This is a genomic window from Rubellimicrobium roseum, assembly GCF_006152145.1.
In the GTDB taxonomy this organism is placed as follows: Bacteria; Pseudomonadota; Alphaproteobacteria; order Rhodobacterales; family Rhodobacteraceae; genus Rubellimicrobium; species Rubellimicrobium roseum.
In genome coordinates, this window is record NZ_VDFV01000014.1 from 1 (window position 1) to 15537 (window position 15537).

The window sequence follows — 15537 nt, forward strand, 5'->3', positions numbered from 1 at the left end:
CCCACCGTCCCGCGCGGGACCGAGCGGCTGCGCTTCACGCCGTCGCCCGTGCATGGGCCGAAGGAAATGGATGCGCTCGTGCGCTCTTTGGACTCGCTTTGGAGCCATTGTGCGCTAAATCGTGCCGAACTTGCGGGGTGACATCACGTTCCGATGATGCACGACCGCAACGGTCGTGATAGTTTCGCCGGAAACGGCCCCCTGTTATCGAATCGCAAGAGGGGCCGGAGGGGCGGGACGGGACGCGGGGCAAAGGCATGATCGGGCGTGGGTTTCTGCGCGCTAAGGCAGTTGAGGAGTCGGACTCGATGGGGTTCGACGCCTTTGATCTGCGCTTGGGCGACCTTATGCGCGGCGAGCGCGCGACGTTGGGCAAGTCGCTGCTCGACGTCCAGCGCGAGCTGAAGATCAAGGCTGCCTACATCGCCGCCATCGAGAACGCCGATCCGTCGGCCTTCGACACGCCCGGCTTCATCGCGGGCTACGTGCGCTCCTACGCGCGCTATCTCAACATGGACCCGGACTGGGCTTTCGACACCTTCTGCCGCGAGTCGGGCTTCACCACCGCGCACGGGATGTCGCCCGCCGCCTCGGTGGTGAAGGCGACCAAGGAAGAGAAGGTCGCGAACACCGGCCTGGGCCGCGAGATCTTCGCCGTCCAGTCGGGCCCGTTCCTTGATGACGGCCTGCTGGCGAACCTGGAGCCGCGCGCCATCGGCTCGGTCCTCGTGCTCGTGGCGCTGCTGTCGGGCCTGGGCTACGGCGGCTGGATGGTGCTGCGCGAGGTCCAGAAGGTGACGCTGGCCCCCGTCGACCAGCCGCCCACGGTGATCGCGGAGGTCGACCCGCTGGCCGGCGGCTCGCGTCCCGAGGTGGAGGACGCGGCGCAGTTCGCCTCGATCGAGGTGCCCTCGGCCGAGGCGCTGGACCGGCTCTATCGCCCCGAGGCGCTGGACGTGCCGGTGCTGGTGCCCCGCGACGGGCCCATCGCCGCGCTCGACCCCGAGACGGTGGGGACGCTGGGGCCCTCGACGGTGACGGCCGTGCCGCGGAACGACCTGAACGTGACCGTGCAGGTCGCCGCGTCGGACGTGCCGGTCTATGGCCCGCCGCCCGCGCCCACGACGCCCGCCGCTGGGGTGGATGGCGTGGACGTGGCGCTGGCGAACGCGCTGGGGCTCGACCCGGCCGATCCCGACGGGGTGCAGGTCACGACCGGCCCCGCGCCCAAGGTGGAGCTGGTGGCCGCGCGCGACGCCTGGGTGCGGGTGAACGCGCCCGACGGGTCGGTGATCTTCGAGGGCATCCTGGCGCCCGGCGACACCTTCGAACTGCCCGCGACCGAAGAGCCCGCGACGATGCGCGTGGGGGATTCGGGCGCGCTCTACATGGCGGTGAACGGCGTGCCCTATGGGCCGGTGGGCGCGGCGGGGCAGGTCACATCGAACGTGGCGCTGTCGCCGCAGGACATCACCACGGCCTATGCCGCAGCCGATCCCGCGCAGGAGGAGAAGCTGGCCGAATACGTCGCCGTCGCCGAAGCGTCGCAGCCCGCGCCCGGCGCGCTGCCGGCCGGCGCCGTGCTGCCCGGGACGGAGTGAGGCCTCGCGCCCGGTTGCGGGCGCGGCGGGCTGCCATTAGGTGTCGGGCGACCCCGTTCAGGAGCCGTTTCCATGACGCACAACCCCGTCCGTCCGTGGCGCAACATCGACCGGCGCCCGTCGCGCCGGATCATGGTCGGCAACGTCCCCGTGGGCGGGGGCGCGCCGATCAGCGTGCAGACCATGACCAACACGCTGACGACCGACGTGGCCGGCACCGTCGCGCAGGTGCTGGCGGCGGCCGAGGCGGGGGCGGACATCGTGCGGGTGTCCACGCCCGACGAGGAGTCGACGCGGGCGCTGCGCGAGATCGTGCGGGAAAGCCCGGTGCCGATCGTGGCGGACATCCATTTCCACTATCGCCGCGCCATCGAGGCAGCCGAGGCGGGCGCGGCCTGCCTGCGGATCAACCCCGGCAACATCGGCTCGCCGGAGCGGGTGCGCGAGGTCGTCAAGGCCGCGCGGGACCACGGCTGCTCCATGCGGATCGGGGTGAACGCGGGGTCGCTGGAGCGGCATCTGCTGGAGCAGTACGGCGAGCCCTGCCCGGAGGCGATGGTGCAGTCGGGCCTCGATCATATCAAGCTGCTGCAGGATCTGGACTTCCACGAGTTCAAGATCAGCGTGAAGGCGTCGGACGTGTTCCTGTCAGCCGCCGCCTATCAGGCGCTGGCCGAGGTGACGGATGCGCCGCTGCACTTGGGGATCACCGAGGCGGGCGGGCTGATGACCGGCACCGTCAAGAGCGCGGTGGGACTCGGGTTCCTCCTGTGGATGGGGATCGGCGACACGATCCGGGTGAGCCTGTCGGCGGACCCCGTCGAGGAGGTGAAGGTCGGCTACGAGATCCTGAAGAGCCTGGGGCTGCGGCACCGGGGGGTGCAGATCATCTCGTGCCCGTCCTGCGCGCGGCAGGGCTTCGACGTCATCAGGACGGTCGAGGCGCTGGAGAAGCGGCTGGCGCATATCAAGACGCCGATGTCGCTGTCGATCATCGGCTGCGTGGTGAACGGTCCGGGCGAGGCGCTGATGACCGACGTGGGCTTCACGGGTGGCGGCGCGGGGCACGGGATGGTCTACCTGGCGGGCAAGCAGAGCCACCGCATGGACAACGACCGGATGATCGACCACATCGTCAGCCAGGTCGAGGCCAAGGCGGCGGAGCTGGAGGCCGAGCGGGCCGCCGCGCCGGCGCAGGCCGCGGAGTAGGTCGGGGCCGGAGAGCGCGGTCCCTGTGGCGCGGAAGCGGGCCCGCGGCGTCGGGGTTAGGAGAGGCCGGCGCTCCGGCGGGGGAGGGGTTTTGCCCCTAGCGCAGGCCGACCACCATGGACAGCTTCTGGACGGCGGGGCTCAGCGCCTGGGTCACGAGGGCGCCGCCGAGGGCCACGAGGCCCATGACGACGGCATGGCCGTGCTGGCGCAGCGCATAGGACAGGCCGCCGCGCGAGACGACGGGAAGGCCGTTCTCGACCCAGGCGTCGAGGCCGCCGCGCAGCATGTAGGCGGGGGCCGTGGTCAGGTCCTTGAGCCGGTAGGCGTTGTCCTCGGCCCGGCGGCCGCAACTGCAGTGGAACACGACGGCCGGCACCTCGTCCTGGATCGGGAGGAGCGGGCGGTTCACCGAGGCATGGATCGAGCCGGGGATATGGAGGCGCGAGCGCTCCTCCTCATCCCGGATGTCCACGACGAGCGCACCGTTCGCAAGGAGGCGCATGGCTTCCGGACCGTCGACCGGCGCGAGATACATGGCGGTGTCCCTTTCTGGCGCGACCTACGAGAGTTCCCCCGGCCGCATTCAAAAACAATGTCGTGATGTGTCATTGTTCCTATTCCGTGAGGCTGAATATGGCAAAAACTGTGTCTGGACCGTGGTGTTTTCCGCCGATCGGGCCGAGCTGGATGCGCGGGCCTCCGCTTGCGCCGGCGGACTCGGCGTGGTTCTGCCGATCGGCCGTGCCTCCGGGAGGATTTCCGTCATGACCGATCCCCTGGCCAGCCCGCCGGGACGCCTGCTGACTCTGTCGGTGCTGATGCTGTCGGCGCTGACCATCATGGCGAACGCCACCATCTCGCCGTCGCTGCCCGCGCTGACCGCGCATTATGCCGACGTGCCGGGAATCGGGACGCTGGCGGGGCTGCTGCTCACGCTGCCTTCGGCCGCGATCGTGCTGAGCGCGGGGCTGATGGGGTGGCTCGCCGACCGGATCGACCGGCAGGCGATGCTGCTGACCGTGGGCGGGCTTTATGCGCTGGGGGGCACCTCGGGGCTGTGGGTCGACGGGCTCGGGGCGATGCTGGCCGGGCGGCTCGTGCTGGGGGTCGGGGTCGCGGGGACGATGATCCTGGCCACGACCTGGGCCGCCGACCTGTGGCAGGGTCCGGCGCGCGAGCGCTACCTGGGCCGGCAGGGGGCCGCGATCTCGGTCGGCGGGATCGTGGTGATGCTGCTGGGCGGGCTGCTCGCGTCGCTCCACTGGCGGGGGGCCTTTGCCACCTACCTGCTGGTGGTGCCGGTGACGGCCCTGGCGCTGCGGACGCTGGCGCCGCACGCGCGGGCGCGGCGGGACCGGCCGCGCGCGGTCGGGGGGACGGGGGCGGTCGTGCCCTGGAAGGTCTTCGCCTTCGTGGGGCCGCTGTCGTTCCTGTTCATGACGGTGTTCTACGTCATGCCGACGCGGCTGCCGTTCCTGCTGGGCGAACTGGGCGTCCGGAGCCCGGCGGCGATGGGCGGGATCATGGCGATCATGACCGTGACCTCGATCCCCGGCGCGCTGTCCTACGGCCGCATCCGGCGGCACCTGGGCTTCATGGCGATCTTCGCGCTGGGCTGGGGCGTCATGGCGCTGGGCATGGGGATCGTGGCGCTGGCCGGAAACGCCTGGGTCGCGGCGCTGGGCGTGGCGGTGATGGGGGCGGGCATGGGGCCGTCGATGCCCAACTACACGACCTACTGGATGGCGACCGTGCCGCCCCAGTTGCGGGGCCGCGCCTCGGGGATGCTGACCACCGCCTTCTTCGCGGGTCAGTTCGCCTCGCCGCTGCTGACGGCGCCGCTGGTGGGCCCGCTGGGATTGCAGGGCACCTTCGCGGCGCTGGCCGCCGCCGAGGCCGCGCTGGCGGCGGGGCTCGTGGTGCTGGCGGTGCGCGAGGCGCGGGGGGCGGCGCTGGCCTGAGTCAGCCCGCGCGCTCGTCGGCGACGAGGGCCTGCATCCCGCTCAGCGGCACGTAGCCCCGCACCATCTGGTCGCCCATCACGAAGGTGGGCGTGCCCGAGATGCCGAGCGTCTGGCCGAGCTGGTGGTTGGCGTCGATCACCGCCGTCACCTCGGGCGCCTCCATCCGGTCGAGGATCGGCTGGGGGTCGAGCGCCAGGCCCTCGGCCAGGCGGCGCAGCGCGGATTCGTCCACGTCGGTCTGCATCAGCATCAGCGCGTCGTGAGCGTCCTTGTAGGCGTCGTCGCCGTGGAGCTGGTGGACGGCGATGGCGAAGCGCGAGGCGAGGTCGCTCTGCTCGCCCAGGATGGGGAATTCCTTGAGGATGAAGCGGATGTTGCCGTCGCCGGCCACGAGGTCCTCCACCTCCTGGAAGGCGCGGCGGCAGTAGCCGCAGCGGTAGTCCATGAACTCGACCACGGTGATGTCGCCGTCGGGATTGCCGCCGATCCAGGAATGGCCGTCGTTCACCAGCGCGTCGAGATGCTGCTGGACAAGCGCGCGGTCGGCCTCGACCTGGCGCTCCTGCTCGCGGGTTTCGAGGACGGAGATGGCCTCGGTCAGGACCTCGGGGTTCTGGAGGAGGTATTCGCGGACTTGGGCGCCGAAGGCCTCCTTCTCCTCGGGCGTCATGGCGCCGAGGTCGAGCGCGGCGGCGGGAAGCGCGGCGGCCCCCAGCAGGGCGGCGAAGGCGAGGCGGCGGATCATGGCGGGGCTCCCGGAACAGTCGCGCGATCCCATCACACCGCGGCGCGCTTGGGAAGTGGCGCGGGCGACCTCACGCAGGCTTGAGCCCCAAGGGACCGCTTGACGGGGCGGGGCGGGGCGCGCGAGGTCCGGGGAAACGGGCAGGGAGTCGGGCATGGGATGGCTGGGCCGGGCGGCGCTGGCGCTGGCGGTGATGGCGGGGCCGGCGGCGGCCGAGGCGCCGGCGCGGGTCGAGGCGGAGGGGAGCCGCATCGCCGACCGGGGCTGGAGCGGAGGCATCGAGGTCGAGCTCGCCCTGAGCCGGGCCGTGCCGTGGCGTGTCTTCACGCTGGACGAGCCGCCGCGGCTGGTCGTGGACTTCCGCGGGCTCGACTGGACCGGCGTCGAGGCGGAGGCCTTGCTGGAGGCCGCGAACGCGATCGGGGTGAGCTTCGGCGCGATGCAGGCGGGCTGGTCGCGGCTGGTGGTGGCGCTGGGCGGCCCGGCGGTGGTCGCGGAGGCGGGGATGCAGGTGGACGAGGGCACGGGCGCCGCGCGGCTGCGGCTGCGGCTCGACCCCACGGACGAGGCAAGCTTTGCCGCCCGGTCCGGCGCGCCCGCCGACGAGGGCTGGGCGCCGCCCGCGCCCGAGCCGGCCCCGCCACCCCCCGAGGACCGCTTCGTGGTGGCCATCGACCCCGGCCATGGCGGCATCGACCCCGGCGCCGAGCGCGAGGGGCTGCGCGAGGCGCATCTGATGCTCGCCTTGGGGCAGGAACTGGCCGCGGCGCTGGGGCGGGCGGGGATCGAGGCGGTGCTGACCCGCGAGGCCGACGTCTTCGTGCCCCTGCAGGATCGCGTGACGCTGGCGCGGGCGGGGAGCGCGGACGTGCTGATCTCGCTTCACGCGGACGCGCTGGAGGAGGACAGCGCCTCGGGCGCCTCGGTCTACACGCTGACCGACGAGGCGGTGGGCGAGGCGTCGCGGCGGATGGTGGAGCGGCACGGGAGCGGCGACCTGATCGCGGGGCTGGACCTGACGGGGCAGGACGACGCGGTGGCGACGGCGCTCATGGATCTCGCGCGGCTGGATACGGCGCCGGCCTCGTTGCGGCTGGCCGAGACGCTGGCGCGCGAGCTGGGCCGGGCGGGGGCGCCGGTGAACGGGCACGCGCTGCGGCAGGCGCAGCTTGCCGTGCTGAACGCGGCAGACTTTCCGAGCGTGCTGCTGGAGGCCGGGTTCCTGTCGGACGCGGGCGACCGGGCCCGGCTGTCGCGCCCCGAGGGACGGGCCCCCATCGTCCGGGGGATCGTGGCGGCGCTGCGGGCCTGGTCGGAGGCCGAGGCGCAACGGGCCGGGCTGCTGCGCCGTTAGGTCCGGCGCGCCATCCAGATGGTGCGGCCGCCGCAGGCGGGCTCCTCGGGCCAGAAGCCCAGCTCCTCGAAGCCGTGGGTGTCGAAGAGGCTGCGGTATTCCTGCGGGGACAGGCTCGCGTGGTAGAGGTCGGACTCGCCGATGCGGCCGATGGCCTCGCCGGCCTCGGGGCCTGAGGTGAAGAGGAGCACGCCGCCCGGGGCGAGATGCGCCGCGAAGACCGGGAACATCGCACGCTGGTCGTCGGGCGAGAGATGGAAGAAGCTGTCCCAGGCCAGGACGAAGTCGAAATCCTGGCTGAGCCGCAGCGTCCGCATGTCGGCGTGCAGCGCCACGGCGCGGGGAACAGTGCGGGCGAAGAGCTCGATCATCGGGCGCGAGGCGTCCGCGCCCGTCACCTGCGCGCCGCAGTCGAGAAGATACTGGGCGAGCGGGCGGCCCGCGCCGCAGCCGAGGTCCAGCACACGCTTGCGCCCGCGCGGATGGGGCGCGATGGCCAGCGCCCGGTCGATCCAGGGCCGTTCGGTCAGGCGGCGGTCGCGGGTGGCGGCCCAGGCAGGCCCCTCGCGGTCGTAGATTCCGATGACGTCCTCGGGCTTCATGCCCCTCTCTTTCGCTGGCGGCGGGGGTCGGCCGCCCACGCCTTCGTGAGAAGGCTTCCAGCGCAACGGCGCCGAATGCAAGGGCAGGGCTTTTGACCGGAGCGGGCTTCCCGCCTATAAGGGCCCATTCCTCTGATTGCGCGGACGGGCCCCTTGCTGCGATTCATCATGTCCTTCCTTGGGGGCATCTTCTCGATGCTGACCTTGGGCCTTGCCATGGGCGCCGTCACGCTGGGCGCGGTGCTCTACATTTATGGCCGGGACCTGCCCTCCTACGAGACCTTGGCCCAGTACACGCCGCGCACGATCAGCCGCGTCTACAGCGCCGAGGGGCGCATCGTGGACGAGTTCGCCACCGAGCGGCGGCTGTTCACGCCCTCGGAGGAGATCCCGGACCTCGTGAAGCACGCCTTCGTCGCGGCCGAGGACCAGAACTTCTACCACCATCCGGGCTTCGACGCGCGCGCCATCGGGGCGGCGCTCTGGGAGGCGGTGCAGACGCGCGGGGAAAGCGTGCGGGGGGGCTCGGGCATCACGCAGCAGGTGATGAAGAACTTCCTTCTCGACGGGTCGAGGTCGGTGGAGCGGAAGGTGAAGGAGCTGATCCTGGCCATCCGGGTCGAGCAGGTGCTCGACAAGGAGGACATCCTCGAACTCTACCTCAACGAGATCTTCCTGGGCGAGAACTCCTACGGGGTGACGGCGGCGGCGCTGAGCTACTTCAACAAGCCGCTCTCCGCGCTGTCGCCCGGCGAGGTGGCCTATCTGGCGGCGCTGCCGCAGCGGCCGTCGAACCTGCATCCGGTGCGCAACTACGAGGACGCCGTGGACCGGCGCAACTACGTGCTGCGCCGCATGGCCGAGGACGGGTACATCGACGCGGCCATGCTGGAGCGGGAACGGGCGGCGCCGCTGCTGACCGTGCAGTCGGGGGCCTATCCGAGCTTCCGGTCCTCGCTGCCGCCGCGCGACTACTTCACCGACGAGATCCGGCGCCAGCTTTCGGCCAACTTCGGCGAGGAGGAGTTCTTCACCGGTGGCCTGTCGGTGCGCGCGACCATGGACCCCGACCTGCAGGTGAACGCGGCGCACGCGCTCCAGCGGGCGCTGGAGAACTTCGACCGGGGCCTGGGCAAGTGGCACGGGACGCTGGGGCAGTTGCCGCCCGAGGCGCTGGACGAGGAGGTGGCCTGGCGCGAGGCGCTGGCCGCCTTCGACGCGCCGCGCGACATCACGCTGGACGGGCGCTGGTACCCGGCGGTCGTGCTGGAGATCGGGGACGCCGAGATGCGGCTGGGCATCGAGGGCGAGCACGCCGAGGCGCCGGTCGTGCCGCGCGCGGACATCGACTGGATCCCCGGCAGCTTCGACGACAACTTCGACCGGGGCGACGTGGTGCTGGTGCGCCAGAGGAGCGGCGAGGACGGCGCGTTCGAGCGCTGGACGCTGCGGCAGGTGCCCGAGGTGCAGGGCGCCTTCATGGCCATGGACGTCAACACCGGCCGGGTGCTCGCTCTCCAGGGGGGATTCTCCTACCAGTCCTCGGTCTTCAACCGGGCGACGCAGGCGCGGCGGCAGCCGGGCTCGGCCTTCAAGCCCTTCGTCTATGCGGCGGCGCTGGATTCGGGCTACACGCCGGCCACCATCGTCGTGGACGCCCCCATCGAGATCGACACGCCCGAGGGGCTGTGGGTGCCGCAGAACGCCAGCGGCCAGTTCTATGGGCCGACGCCCCTGCGCACGGGGATCGAGCAGTCGCGGAACCTGATGACCATCCGCCTCGCGCAGGAGGTGGGGATGGAGACGGTCGCCGACTACGCCGAGCGCTTCGGGGTCTACGACGACATGAACCCCTTCCTGTCGAACGCGCTGGGAAGCCAGGAGACGACGCTGTTCCGCATGGTCGCGGCCTATGCGATGTTCGCCAACGGCGGCGAGCGGGTGGAGCCCACGCTGGTGGACCGGGTGCAGGACCGCTTCGGCCACACGATCTACCGCCACGACCAGCGCAACTGCGTGAACTGCGGCGACCTCGGGCTGGCCGAGGGGCAGGCGCCGCTGATCCAGAGCGACCGCAGCCGCATCATGAACGCGGTGACGGCCTACCAGCTCACCTCGATGATGGAAGGCGTGGTGGAGCGGGGCACGGCGGACAAGGCCATCGAGCTGCCCGTGCCCATCGCCGGCAAGACCGGGACCACCAACGAGGCCAAGGACGTGTGGTTCATCGGCTATTCGTCCAACATCGTCGCGGGCTGCTACATCGGCTACGACACGCCGCGCCCGATGGGCGGGGCCTCGGGCGGGGGCGTCTGCGCGCCGGTGTTCCAGGAGTTCATGGAGCCGGTGGTCGAGCGCTTCGGCGGGGGCGAGTTCCCGGTGCCGGGCGACTGCGTGTTCATCAAGATCGACCGCTTCTCGGGCGCGCGGCTGCCGGACGACGCGGCGGGCGAGAACGTGGTGGCGGAATGCTTCCGCGCGGGCGAGGAGCCGCTCTTCGGCGTGACCTTCGATGGCGGCTTCGAGATCGTGGGGGACCTGCCGCTGGTGGAGGAGGTGCAGGCCGCGTCGCGCAACGTCACGACATCCACGGGGGGCACCGCGACCGTGGCGCCCGAGGCGGGCTTCGGGACGCTGTCCTCGGGCGGGCTCTACTGAGCCTGCCTTGCCCGGCTGCGCGGGGTTGGGTATGACCCCGCGGTTAGCCCCGGAGACCTTTCCATGCGCACCGAGACCCAGAACATCGTCGATGCGATCCGCCAGTCGATCGACCTCGTGAGCCGCCGCATGGACCGCGAGACGGCCCGGCACCGGCTGGAGGAGTTCAACGCGCGGGTCGAGGACCCGACGCTGTGGAACGACCCGGAGGCCGCGCAGAAGCTGATGCGCGAGCGGCAGGTGCTGCAGGACAAGCTGTCGGGCGTCGAGGCGATGGAGCGGCAGCTTTCCGACAACGTCGAGCTGATCGAGATGGGCGAGGCCGAGGGCGACGACGAGATCGTGGCCGAGGCCGAGGCCAGCTTGCGCGCGCTGAAGGACGTGGCCGCCGGCAAGGAGCTGGAGGCGCTGCTCGACGGCGAGGCGGACGCCAACGACACGTTCTTGGAGATCAACGCCGGGGCGGGGGGCACGGAATCCTGCGACTGGGCGTCGATGCTCGCGCGGATGTACGTCCGCTGGGCCGAGGCGCATGGCTACAAGGTCGAGCTGCAGTCCGAGACGCCGGGCGAAGAGACGGGCATCAAGTCGGTGGCCTACAAGATCAGCGGCCACAACGCCTATGGCTGGCTCAAGAGCGAGGCGGGCGTTCACCGGCTGGTGCGGATCAGCCCCTTCGGGTCGGGCGACAAGCGGCAGACCTCGTTCGCGAGCGTGTGGGTCTATCCGGTGGTGGACGACGCCATCGAGATCGAGGTGCAGGACAAGGACATCCGCATCGACACCTACCGGTCGTCGGGCGCGGGCGGGCAGCACGTCAACAAGACCGACTCGGCGGTGCGGATCACCCACTTCCCGACAGGCATCGTGGTGACGTCCTCGGAGAAGTCGCAGCACCAGAACCGCGACATCGCCATGAAGGCGCTGAAGTCGCGGCTGTACCAGATGGAGCTGGACAAGCGGAACGCGGCCATCAACGCCGCGCACGAGGCCAAGGGCGACGCGGGCTGGGGCAACCAGATCCGGTCCTACGTGCTGCAGCCCTACCAGATGGTGAAGGACCTGCGGACGGGCTTCGAGACTTCGGACACGCAGGGGGTGCTGGACGGCGACCTCGACGGGTTCATGGCGGCCACGCTGGCGCAGGACGTGGCCGGCAAGAGCCGGGCCGAGGCGCTCGCGGAAGATTGACGACGGCCGGACGACGCCTAGCTGCTCCTTGAACATCAAGGAGTTCGACATGAAACTTCGTCTCTCTCTCGTGCTGGGCGCCGGCGTGGTGATGCTGGCCGCGTGCCAGCCGCCGCCGCCCGCGACCACCGTGACCGTCGATCCGGTGAGCGGCGACGCCGCCTCGGTCACCACCACCCCCGGCTCGCCGCCCGTGGCGCTCGTGCCGGGCGCGACGGGCACCGCCGCCGTGGTCGCCGGCGGGTCCTGACCGCGCAGCCCGATCACGCGGGACGTGGCGTAAGCTGTTGTCGGCAAAGCGCCCGCGCGATTGACGCCTTCGTGAAGTGGCCTACCTGACCCAAGGTAATCCAAGGAGGCACTATATGATTTCGAAGCCACTGGCCCTCGCGGCCGCCGCGCTGCTCTTCGTCGCCGCCTGCGAGGAAGGGGCCGTCCTCGGGTCGGGGACCAACACGGGCATCGGCGCGACCGATGTCGATTCGGTCGCCACGACTCCGGACGGCGTGGTCGCGGACGCGGTCAGCGCTCCCGGCGACGCGGGCGAGTGCCAGGAACTGGCGCTGCGCATCGAGGACTCGGAACAGACCGAGGTCGCCCGCCAGGCGGCCATCGAGGAACGGCAGCGGCTGGGCTGCGCCTGATCGACCTGAACGACGCGCGCCGCCGGAGCCCATCGGCTTCGGCGGCGCTGTCATGTCCGGGGATCGGCAGAAAACTCTTTGCCGGTGCCGCTGTCCGCGCGAAGCTTCCCATCAGAAAGGGAGGAGCGCATGGACATCGACTACATTCCAGCCCGCAGCGAGTCCGCGCTGCCCGCGGCCTCGCCCCTGCCGGAGGTGGCACGGGTGACGCTGGCCGATCTGGGCGCGGCGCTGTGTGCAGGGGTCGCGGATTTCCGCGCCGCGCCGCGCTTCGGGCTGTTCTTCAGCGCCGTCTATGTGGTGGGCGGGTTCCTGATGGTCTGGCTGGGGGCGGGCACGGTGGTCTGGGTGCTGGCGACCTCGCTCGGGTTCCCGCTGCTGGCGCCTTTCGCGGCGGCGGGACTCTACGAGGTGAGCCGTCGGCTGGAGCGGGGAATGTCTCTGGACTGGGCGGGCGTGCTGGGCGTGGTCTGGGCCGAGCGCAACCGGCAACTGCCCTGGGCGGGCGCCATCATCGTGATCTACTTCCTGTTCTGGACCTTCCTGGCCCACATGATCTTCGCGCTGTTCATGGGGCTGTCGACGCTGACGAACATCAGCTCGTCCTGGGAGGCGCTGCTGTCGCGCGAGGGGATGGCGATGATCGCCGTGCAGTTCGGGGTGGGGGGCGTGCTGGCCTTCGTCCTCTACGCGCTGACCGTGGTGAGCCTGCCGCTGCTGCTCGACAAGGAGGTGGACTTCGTGAGCGCCATGCTCCTGAGCCTTGCCGTCGTGATGCGGAACGGGCCCGTCATGCTGGCCTGGGCCCTGCTGATCGCGGCGGCGACGCTGGTCGCGCTGGTGCCGTGGTTCCTGGGGCTGATCGTGGTGCTGCCGGTGCTCGGGCACGCGACGTGGCACCTTTATCGCCGCGCGCTGCGCGAGGCCTGAAAATGGCGACGGGCGCCGCGAGGAGAGCGCGGCGCCCGTCCGTTGTTCCGTCCGAGCCGCGCTTACTGCGCGTCGCTGGGCATCGTGGGCTTGGGCAGGACCTTGGTCGCGGCGTTCAGGGGGTCGTCCTGACGCTGGACCGAGCCCTCGAAATGGGCGCCCGATTCGATGGCGATGGTCTTGTGGATGATGTCCCCCTCGACCCGGGCGGTGGAGGTGAGGCGCACCTTGAGGCCACGCACCCGGCCGATGATGCGGCCGTTGATGACCACGTCGTCGGCCACGAGCTCGCCCTTGACGGTCGCGCCTTCGCCCACGGTGAGCAGGTGGGCGCGGATGTCGCCTTCGACCTGGCCCTCGATCTGGACGTCGCCGGTGGTCTTGATGTTGCCCTTGATGTGCAGGTCCGCCGACAGGATCGACGCCGGGGGCTTGGCCTTCGGAGCCTGGGGCCGATAGTCCGCCGCCTGACCCACGGCCGTTCCCGTGGACGGTGCCGCCGCGGGCTGCGGCTGGGCAGCGCCGGGACCCGGCTCGTTGATCTTGGACTTAGAGAACATCGTTGCCTGCTCCGATGTAGATCATGGGGTTGATGGGCGCGCCATCTTCCCGGATCTCGTAATGGAGATGGGGTCCGGTGGAGCGTCCGGAGTTGCCCATATCACCGATCCTGTCGCCGCGCGAGACCCTTTGCCCCACCTCGACCCGGATGGCGTTCAGGTGGCCGTAGCGCGTCTCGATGCCGAAGTCGTGCTGGATCTTGATGAGCCGGCCGTAGCCCGAGGCCCAGCCGGCGAAGGTCACGACGCCGTCGGCGGTCGTGAGGACGGGGGTGCCGATGGGGCCCGCGAGGTCCACGCCTTCGTGCATCCGGCCCCAGCGCGGCCCGAAGCCCGAGGTCCAGCGGAACGAGTCCACGACCGGCACGGTGAGCGGCACGCGCTGCGTGGCGATGCGGTACAGGTTGATGCGGTCGAGCTGGTCGAGGATTTGATTCGCCCGCAGCGTGCCGTCGTCGTGGGCGGCGTCGCCCATGGTCGACATCTGGATGGGGGTGAGCGGGCCGCCCTGGCCCGCGTAGCCCTCGCGCACGCCCTCGATCAGCTCGTCGGGGTCGAGGCCCGCGGCGCGGAACATGTTGTCGAGCGGCTCCACAGAGATCTGGAGCGCGTCCTCGAGCTGCTGGAAGATCTCGTCGTTGCGCTCTTCGTTGAGCCGCATCTCCAGGTCGAGGTCGCCGGCGAGGCGGGTGGCCTCCTGCGCCTCGCCGAAGAGGTTGTCGCGCTCGGCCGCGGTGTCGGCCAGGGCCTGGGTCACGAAATCGATGGTGCGCGCCAGCTCGGCGGGGTCGATGCCGGGGAGGTCCTCTTCGTCGAGAAGGGCGGCCAGCTCGGTCTGGGCGGCGTCGCGGTCCTCCATGGTCCGGCGGAGGGTGGCGTGGACGACCTCGAGCCCGGTCTCCAGCTCGAGCCGGGCCTCCTCGGAGTCGAGAAGCTCGGACTGCATGGCCGAGATCTGCTGGAGCGCGGCGGCAAAGCGCTCCTGCGCGGCCGAGGCTTCGGCGGCGCGCTGGTCGCGCTCGGCCGAGAGGGCGTTCAGGCGATCCTCGTAGATCGTGCGGTCGCGCTGGGCCTGGTCGCGGTAGTTGCCCGCGCCGATCGTGTCCATGAGCAGGATCGAGGTGGCCACCACCGTCCAGGCGACGGTCGCGCCCGCCCCGGTCCAGGCGAGGAGCTGGGTCTCGGGCGTGAGGCGGACGTAGCGGGTGCCTTCGTCGGACTTGAGGAAGAGCCGGCGCTCGGGGAACTGCCGCTCGAGGGCCGCGTGCGCGCGCTGCATCAGTGAGGTCAAGGTTTCGCCCCGTCTTGCCGGGCCTTTGCGGCCCACTGTCCCAGGCCAAGCGCTAGCGAGGGGTCCCCCGGGCCGCAACCGCCCAAGAGCGAAGCGAACGGCCGCAGGGCGCCCCGGCGGCCGTAATGGGCGAGAATTTGCCGAGAAAATACGGCCTAAAGATGTCTTTCCGCCTAATTGTGTCCGTATTGTGGCGAATGACCGGATGATCTTGACGCCGAAAGGGCGGCGCGACGATCCGACTCAGGCTGTGGCCGCGAGGCCCTCCACGGCCTTGGCGACGGCTTCGGCGTGGCCCTTCACGCGGGACACCTTCCAGGTCTGGGCCACCTTTCCGTCCGCGTCGATCAGGACCGTGGTGCGGATGAGGCCGGTGTAGGTCTTGCCGTACATCGACTTCTCGCCCCAGGCGCCATAGGCGCGGATGACCTCGCCGGATTCGTCCGCGAGGAGGGGGATGCCGAGGCCCGCCTTGGCCACGAACCTGTCCTTGGCGGCGACGCCGCCGCCCGAGACGCCGAAGACGGCGGCGCCCGCCGATTCGAGGCGGGGAGCGAGGGCGGTGAAGTCCTGCGCTTCGGTGGTGCAGCCCGGCGTGTCGTCGGCGGGGTAGAAGAACAGCACCACGGCGCGACCGCGCAGCGCGGAAAGTGTGACGGTGCCGCCGCCGTCGCGGGGCAGGGTGAAGTCGGGGGCGTCCTGGCCGATCTGAAGGGTCATGCCGGTCTTCTCGCGCAGCCGTGACCCTTGGGAAAGGGTTTGTAGAACGTCGCGGCTTCCGTTCG

15 protein-coding genes and 1 pseudogene are annotated in these 15537 nt (G+C 70.9%); 10 read left to right on the top strand and 6 right to left on the bottom strand.

All coding sequences use genetic code 11. From position 1 onward, the window contains the following. From FHG71_RS24270 to ispG, 3 genes and pseudogenes are all read left to right on the top strand, one after another. Positions 1-141 (top strand): annotated as a pseudogene (locus tag FHG71_RS24270) (5-aminolevulinate synthase); the annotation flags it as partial. A 167-nt stretch (positions 142-308) separates the two neighbouring features. Next, complete coding sequence (locus FHG71_RS11470; protein ID WP_425467352.1) at positions 309-1601, top strand: helix-turn-helix domain-containing protein; 1293 nt, start codon at positions 309-311, stop codon at positions 1599-1601. Between the two features lie 72 nt (positions 1602-1673). Beyond that, entirely contained in the window at positions 1674-2810 is a 1137-nt protein-coding gene (gene ispG, locus FHG71_RS11475) for a flavodoxin-dependent (E)-4-hydroxy-3-methylbut-2-enyl-diphosphate synthase (RefSeq protein ID WP_139081823.1), read from the top strand. 97 nt (positions 2811-2907) lie between these two features. Here ispG and FHG71_RS11480 read toward each other — a convergent pair whose 3' ends face one another. Beyond that, on the bottom strand, positions 2908-3348 hold the full coding sequence (locus FHG71_RS11480) for a rhodanese-like domain-containing protein (RefSeq protein WP_139081824.1): 441 nt from the start codon (positions 3346-3348) through the stop codon (positions 2908-2910). Positions 3349-3577: 229 nt separating this feature from the next. Between FHG71_RS11480 and FHG71_RS11485 the strand changes: the two genes are divergently transcribed. Next, positions 3578-4774 carry an MFS transporter gene (locus tag FHG71_RS11485; RefSeq protein ID WP_176559390.1) on the top strand — a complete coding sequence of 399 codons (1197 nt, stop codon included), beginning with the start codon at positions 3578-3580 and terminating at the stop codon, positions 4772-4774. 1 nt (position 4775) lies between these two features. Here FHG71_RS11485 and FHG71_RS11490 read toward each other — a convergent pair whose 3' ends face one another. Then, positions 4776-5522, bottom strand: coding sequence for a DsbA family protein (locus FHG71_RS11490; protein ID WP_139081826.1), 747 nt, complete (start codon positions 5520-5522; stop codon positions 4776-4778). A 154-nt stretch (positions 5523-5676) separates the two neighbouring features. On the opposite strand from FHG71_RS11490, the gene FHG71_RS11495 reads away from it, so the two are divergent. Further along, positions 5677-6876, top strand: coding sequence for an N-acetylmuramoyl-L-alanine amidase (locus FHG71_RS11495; RefSeq protein WP_139081827.1), 1200 nt, complete (start codon positions 5677-5679; stop codon positions 6874-6876). Here the strand turns inward: FHG71_RS11495 and FHG71_RS11500 are convergent. Then, a complete protein-coding gene (locus tag FHG71_RS11500) occupies positions 6873-7478 on the bottom strand; it encodes a class I SAM-dependent methyltransferase (protein ID WP_139081828.1) in 606 nt (201 codons plus the stop codon). The genes FHG71_RS11495 and FHG71_RS11500 overlap by 4 nt on opposite strands. A 153-nt stretch (positions 7479-7631) precedes the next feature. On the opposite strand from FHG71_RS11500, the gene FHG71_RS11505 reads away from it, so the two are divergent. The 5 genes from FHG71_RS11505 (at position 7632) to FHG71_RS11525 (ending at position 12901) form a co-directional block, all read left to right on the top strand. Then, positions 7632-10136, top strand: a complete 2505-nt coding sequence (locus FHG71_RS11505) for a penicillin-binding protein 1A (protein ID WP_342777515.1) — start codon at positions 7632-7634, stop codon at positions 10134-10136. A gap of 63 nt (positions 10137-10199) precedes the next feature. Beyond that, on the top strand, positions 10200-11327 hold the full coding sequence (gene prfB, locus FHG71_RS11510; RefSeq protein WP_139081829.1) for a peptide chain release factor 2: 1128 nt from the start codon (positions 10200-10202) through the stop codon (positions 11325-11327). Between the two features lie 49 nt (positions 11328-11376). Next, positions 11377-11577 carry a YajG family lipoprotein gene (locus FHG71_RS11515; protein ID WP_139081830.1) on the top strand — a complete coding sequence of 67 codons (201 nt, stop codon included), beginning with the start codon at positions 11377-11379 and terminating at the stop codon, positions 11575-11577. A gap of 115 nt (positions 11578-11692) precedes the next feature. Beyond that, entirely contained in the window at positions 11693-11971 is a 279-nt protein-coding gene (locus FHG71_RS11520) for a hypothetical protein (RefSeq protein ID WP_139081831.1), read from the top strand. A 129-nt stretch (positions 11972-12100) separates the two neighbouring features. Next, positions 12101-12901, top strand: coding sequence for a DUF2189 domain-containing protein (locus FHG71_RS11525; RefSeq protein ID WP_139081832.1), 801 nt, complete (start codon positions 12101-12103; stop codon positions 12899-12901). Positions 12902-12963: 62 nt separating this feature from the next. On the opposite strand, the gene FHG71_RS11530 is transcribed toward FHG71_RS11525, so the two are convergent. The 3 genes from FHG71_RS11530 to FHG71_RS11540 form a co-directional block, all read right to left on the bottom strand. Then, on the bottom strand, positions 12964-13461 hold the full coding sequence (locus FHG71_RS11530) for a bactofilin family protein (protein ID WP_139081833.1): 498 nt from the start codon (positions 13459-13461) through the stop codon (positions 12964-12966). Continuing rightward, entirely contained in the window at positions 13451-14740 is a 1290-nt protein-coding gene (locus tag FHG71_RS11535; protein WP_139081901.1) for a M23 family metallopeptidase, read from the bottom strand. The genes FHG71_RS11530 and FHG71_RS11535 overlap by 11 nt, the downstream gene beginning before the upstream one ends. 255 nt (positions 14741-14995) lie before the next feature. Further along, positions 14996-15472 (bottom strand): peroxiredoxin, encoded by a 477-nt coding sequence (locus FHG71_RS11540; protein WP_139081834.1) that lies wholly within the window; start codon positions 15470-15472, stop codon positions 14996-14998. Positions 15473-15537: the final 65 nt, after the last annotated feature.

Coding starts and splice junctions, on each gene's coding strand:
- FHG71_RS11470 (WP_425467352.1), top strand. CDS start 309: ATGGGGTTCGACGCCTTTGATCTGCGCTTGGGCGACCTTATGCGCGGC.
- ispG (WP_139081823.1), top strand. CDS start 1,674: ATGACGCACAACCCCGTCCGTCCGTGGCGCAACATCGACCGGCGCCCG.
- FHG71_RS11480 (WP_139081824.1), bottom strand. CDS start 3,348: ATGTATCTCGCGCCGGTCGACGGTCCGGAAGCCATGCGCCTCCTTGCG.
- FHG71_RS11485 (WP_176559390.1), top strand. CDS start 3,578: ATGACCGATCCCCTGGCCAGCCCGCCGGGACGCCTGCTGACTCTGTCG.
- FHG71_RS11490 (WP_139081826.1), bottom strand. CDS start 5,522: ATGATCCGCCGCCTCGCCTTCGCCGCCCTGCTGGGGGCCGCCGCGCTT.
- FHG71_RS11495 (WP_139081827.1), top strand. CDS start 5,677: ATGGGATGGCTGGGCCGGGCGGCGCTGGCGCTGGCGGTGATGGCGGGG.
- FHG71_RS11500 (WP_139081828.1), bottom strand. CDS start 7,478: ATGAAGCCCGAGGACGTCATCGGAATCTACGACCGCGAGGGGCCTGCC.
- prfB (WP_139081829.1), top strand. CDS start 10,200: ATGCGCACCGAGACCCAGAACATCGTCGATGCGATCCGCCAGTCGATC.
- FHG71_RS11515 (WP_139081830.1), top strand. CDS start 11,377: ATGAAACTTCGTCTCTCTCTCGTGCTGGGCGCCGGCGTGGTGATGCTG.
- FHG71_RS11520 (WP_139081831.1), top strand. CDS start 11,693: ATGATTTCGAAGCCACTGGCCCTCGCGGCCGCCGCGCTGCTCTTCGTC.
- FHG71_RS11525 (WP_139081832.1), top strand. CDS start 12,101: ATGGACATCGACTACATTCCAGCCCGCAGCGAGTCCGCGCTGCCCGCG.
- FHG71_RS11530 (WP_139081833.1), bottom strand. CDS start 13,461: ATGTTCTCTAAGTCCAAGATCAACGAGCCGGGTCCCGGCGCTGCCCAG.
- FHG71_RS11535 (WP_139081901.1), bottom strand. CDS start 14,740: ATGCAGCGCGCGCACGCGGCCCTCGAGCGGCAGTTCCCCGAGCGCCGG.
- FHG71_RS11540 (WP_139081834.1), bottom strand. CDS start 15,472: ATGACCCTTCAGATCGGCCAGGACGCCCCCGACTTCACCCTGCCCCGC.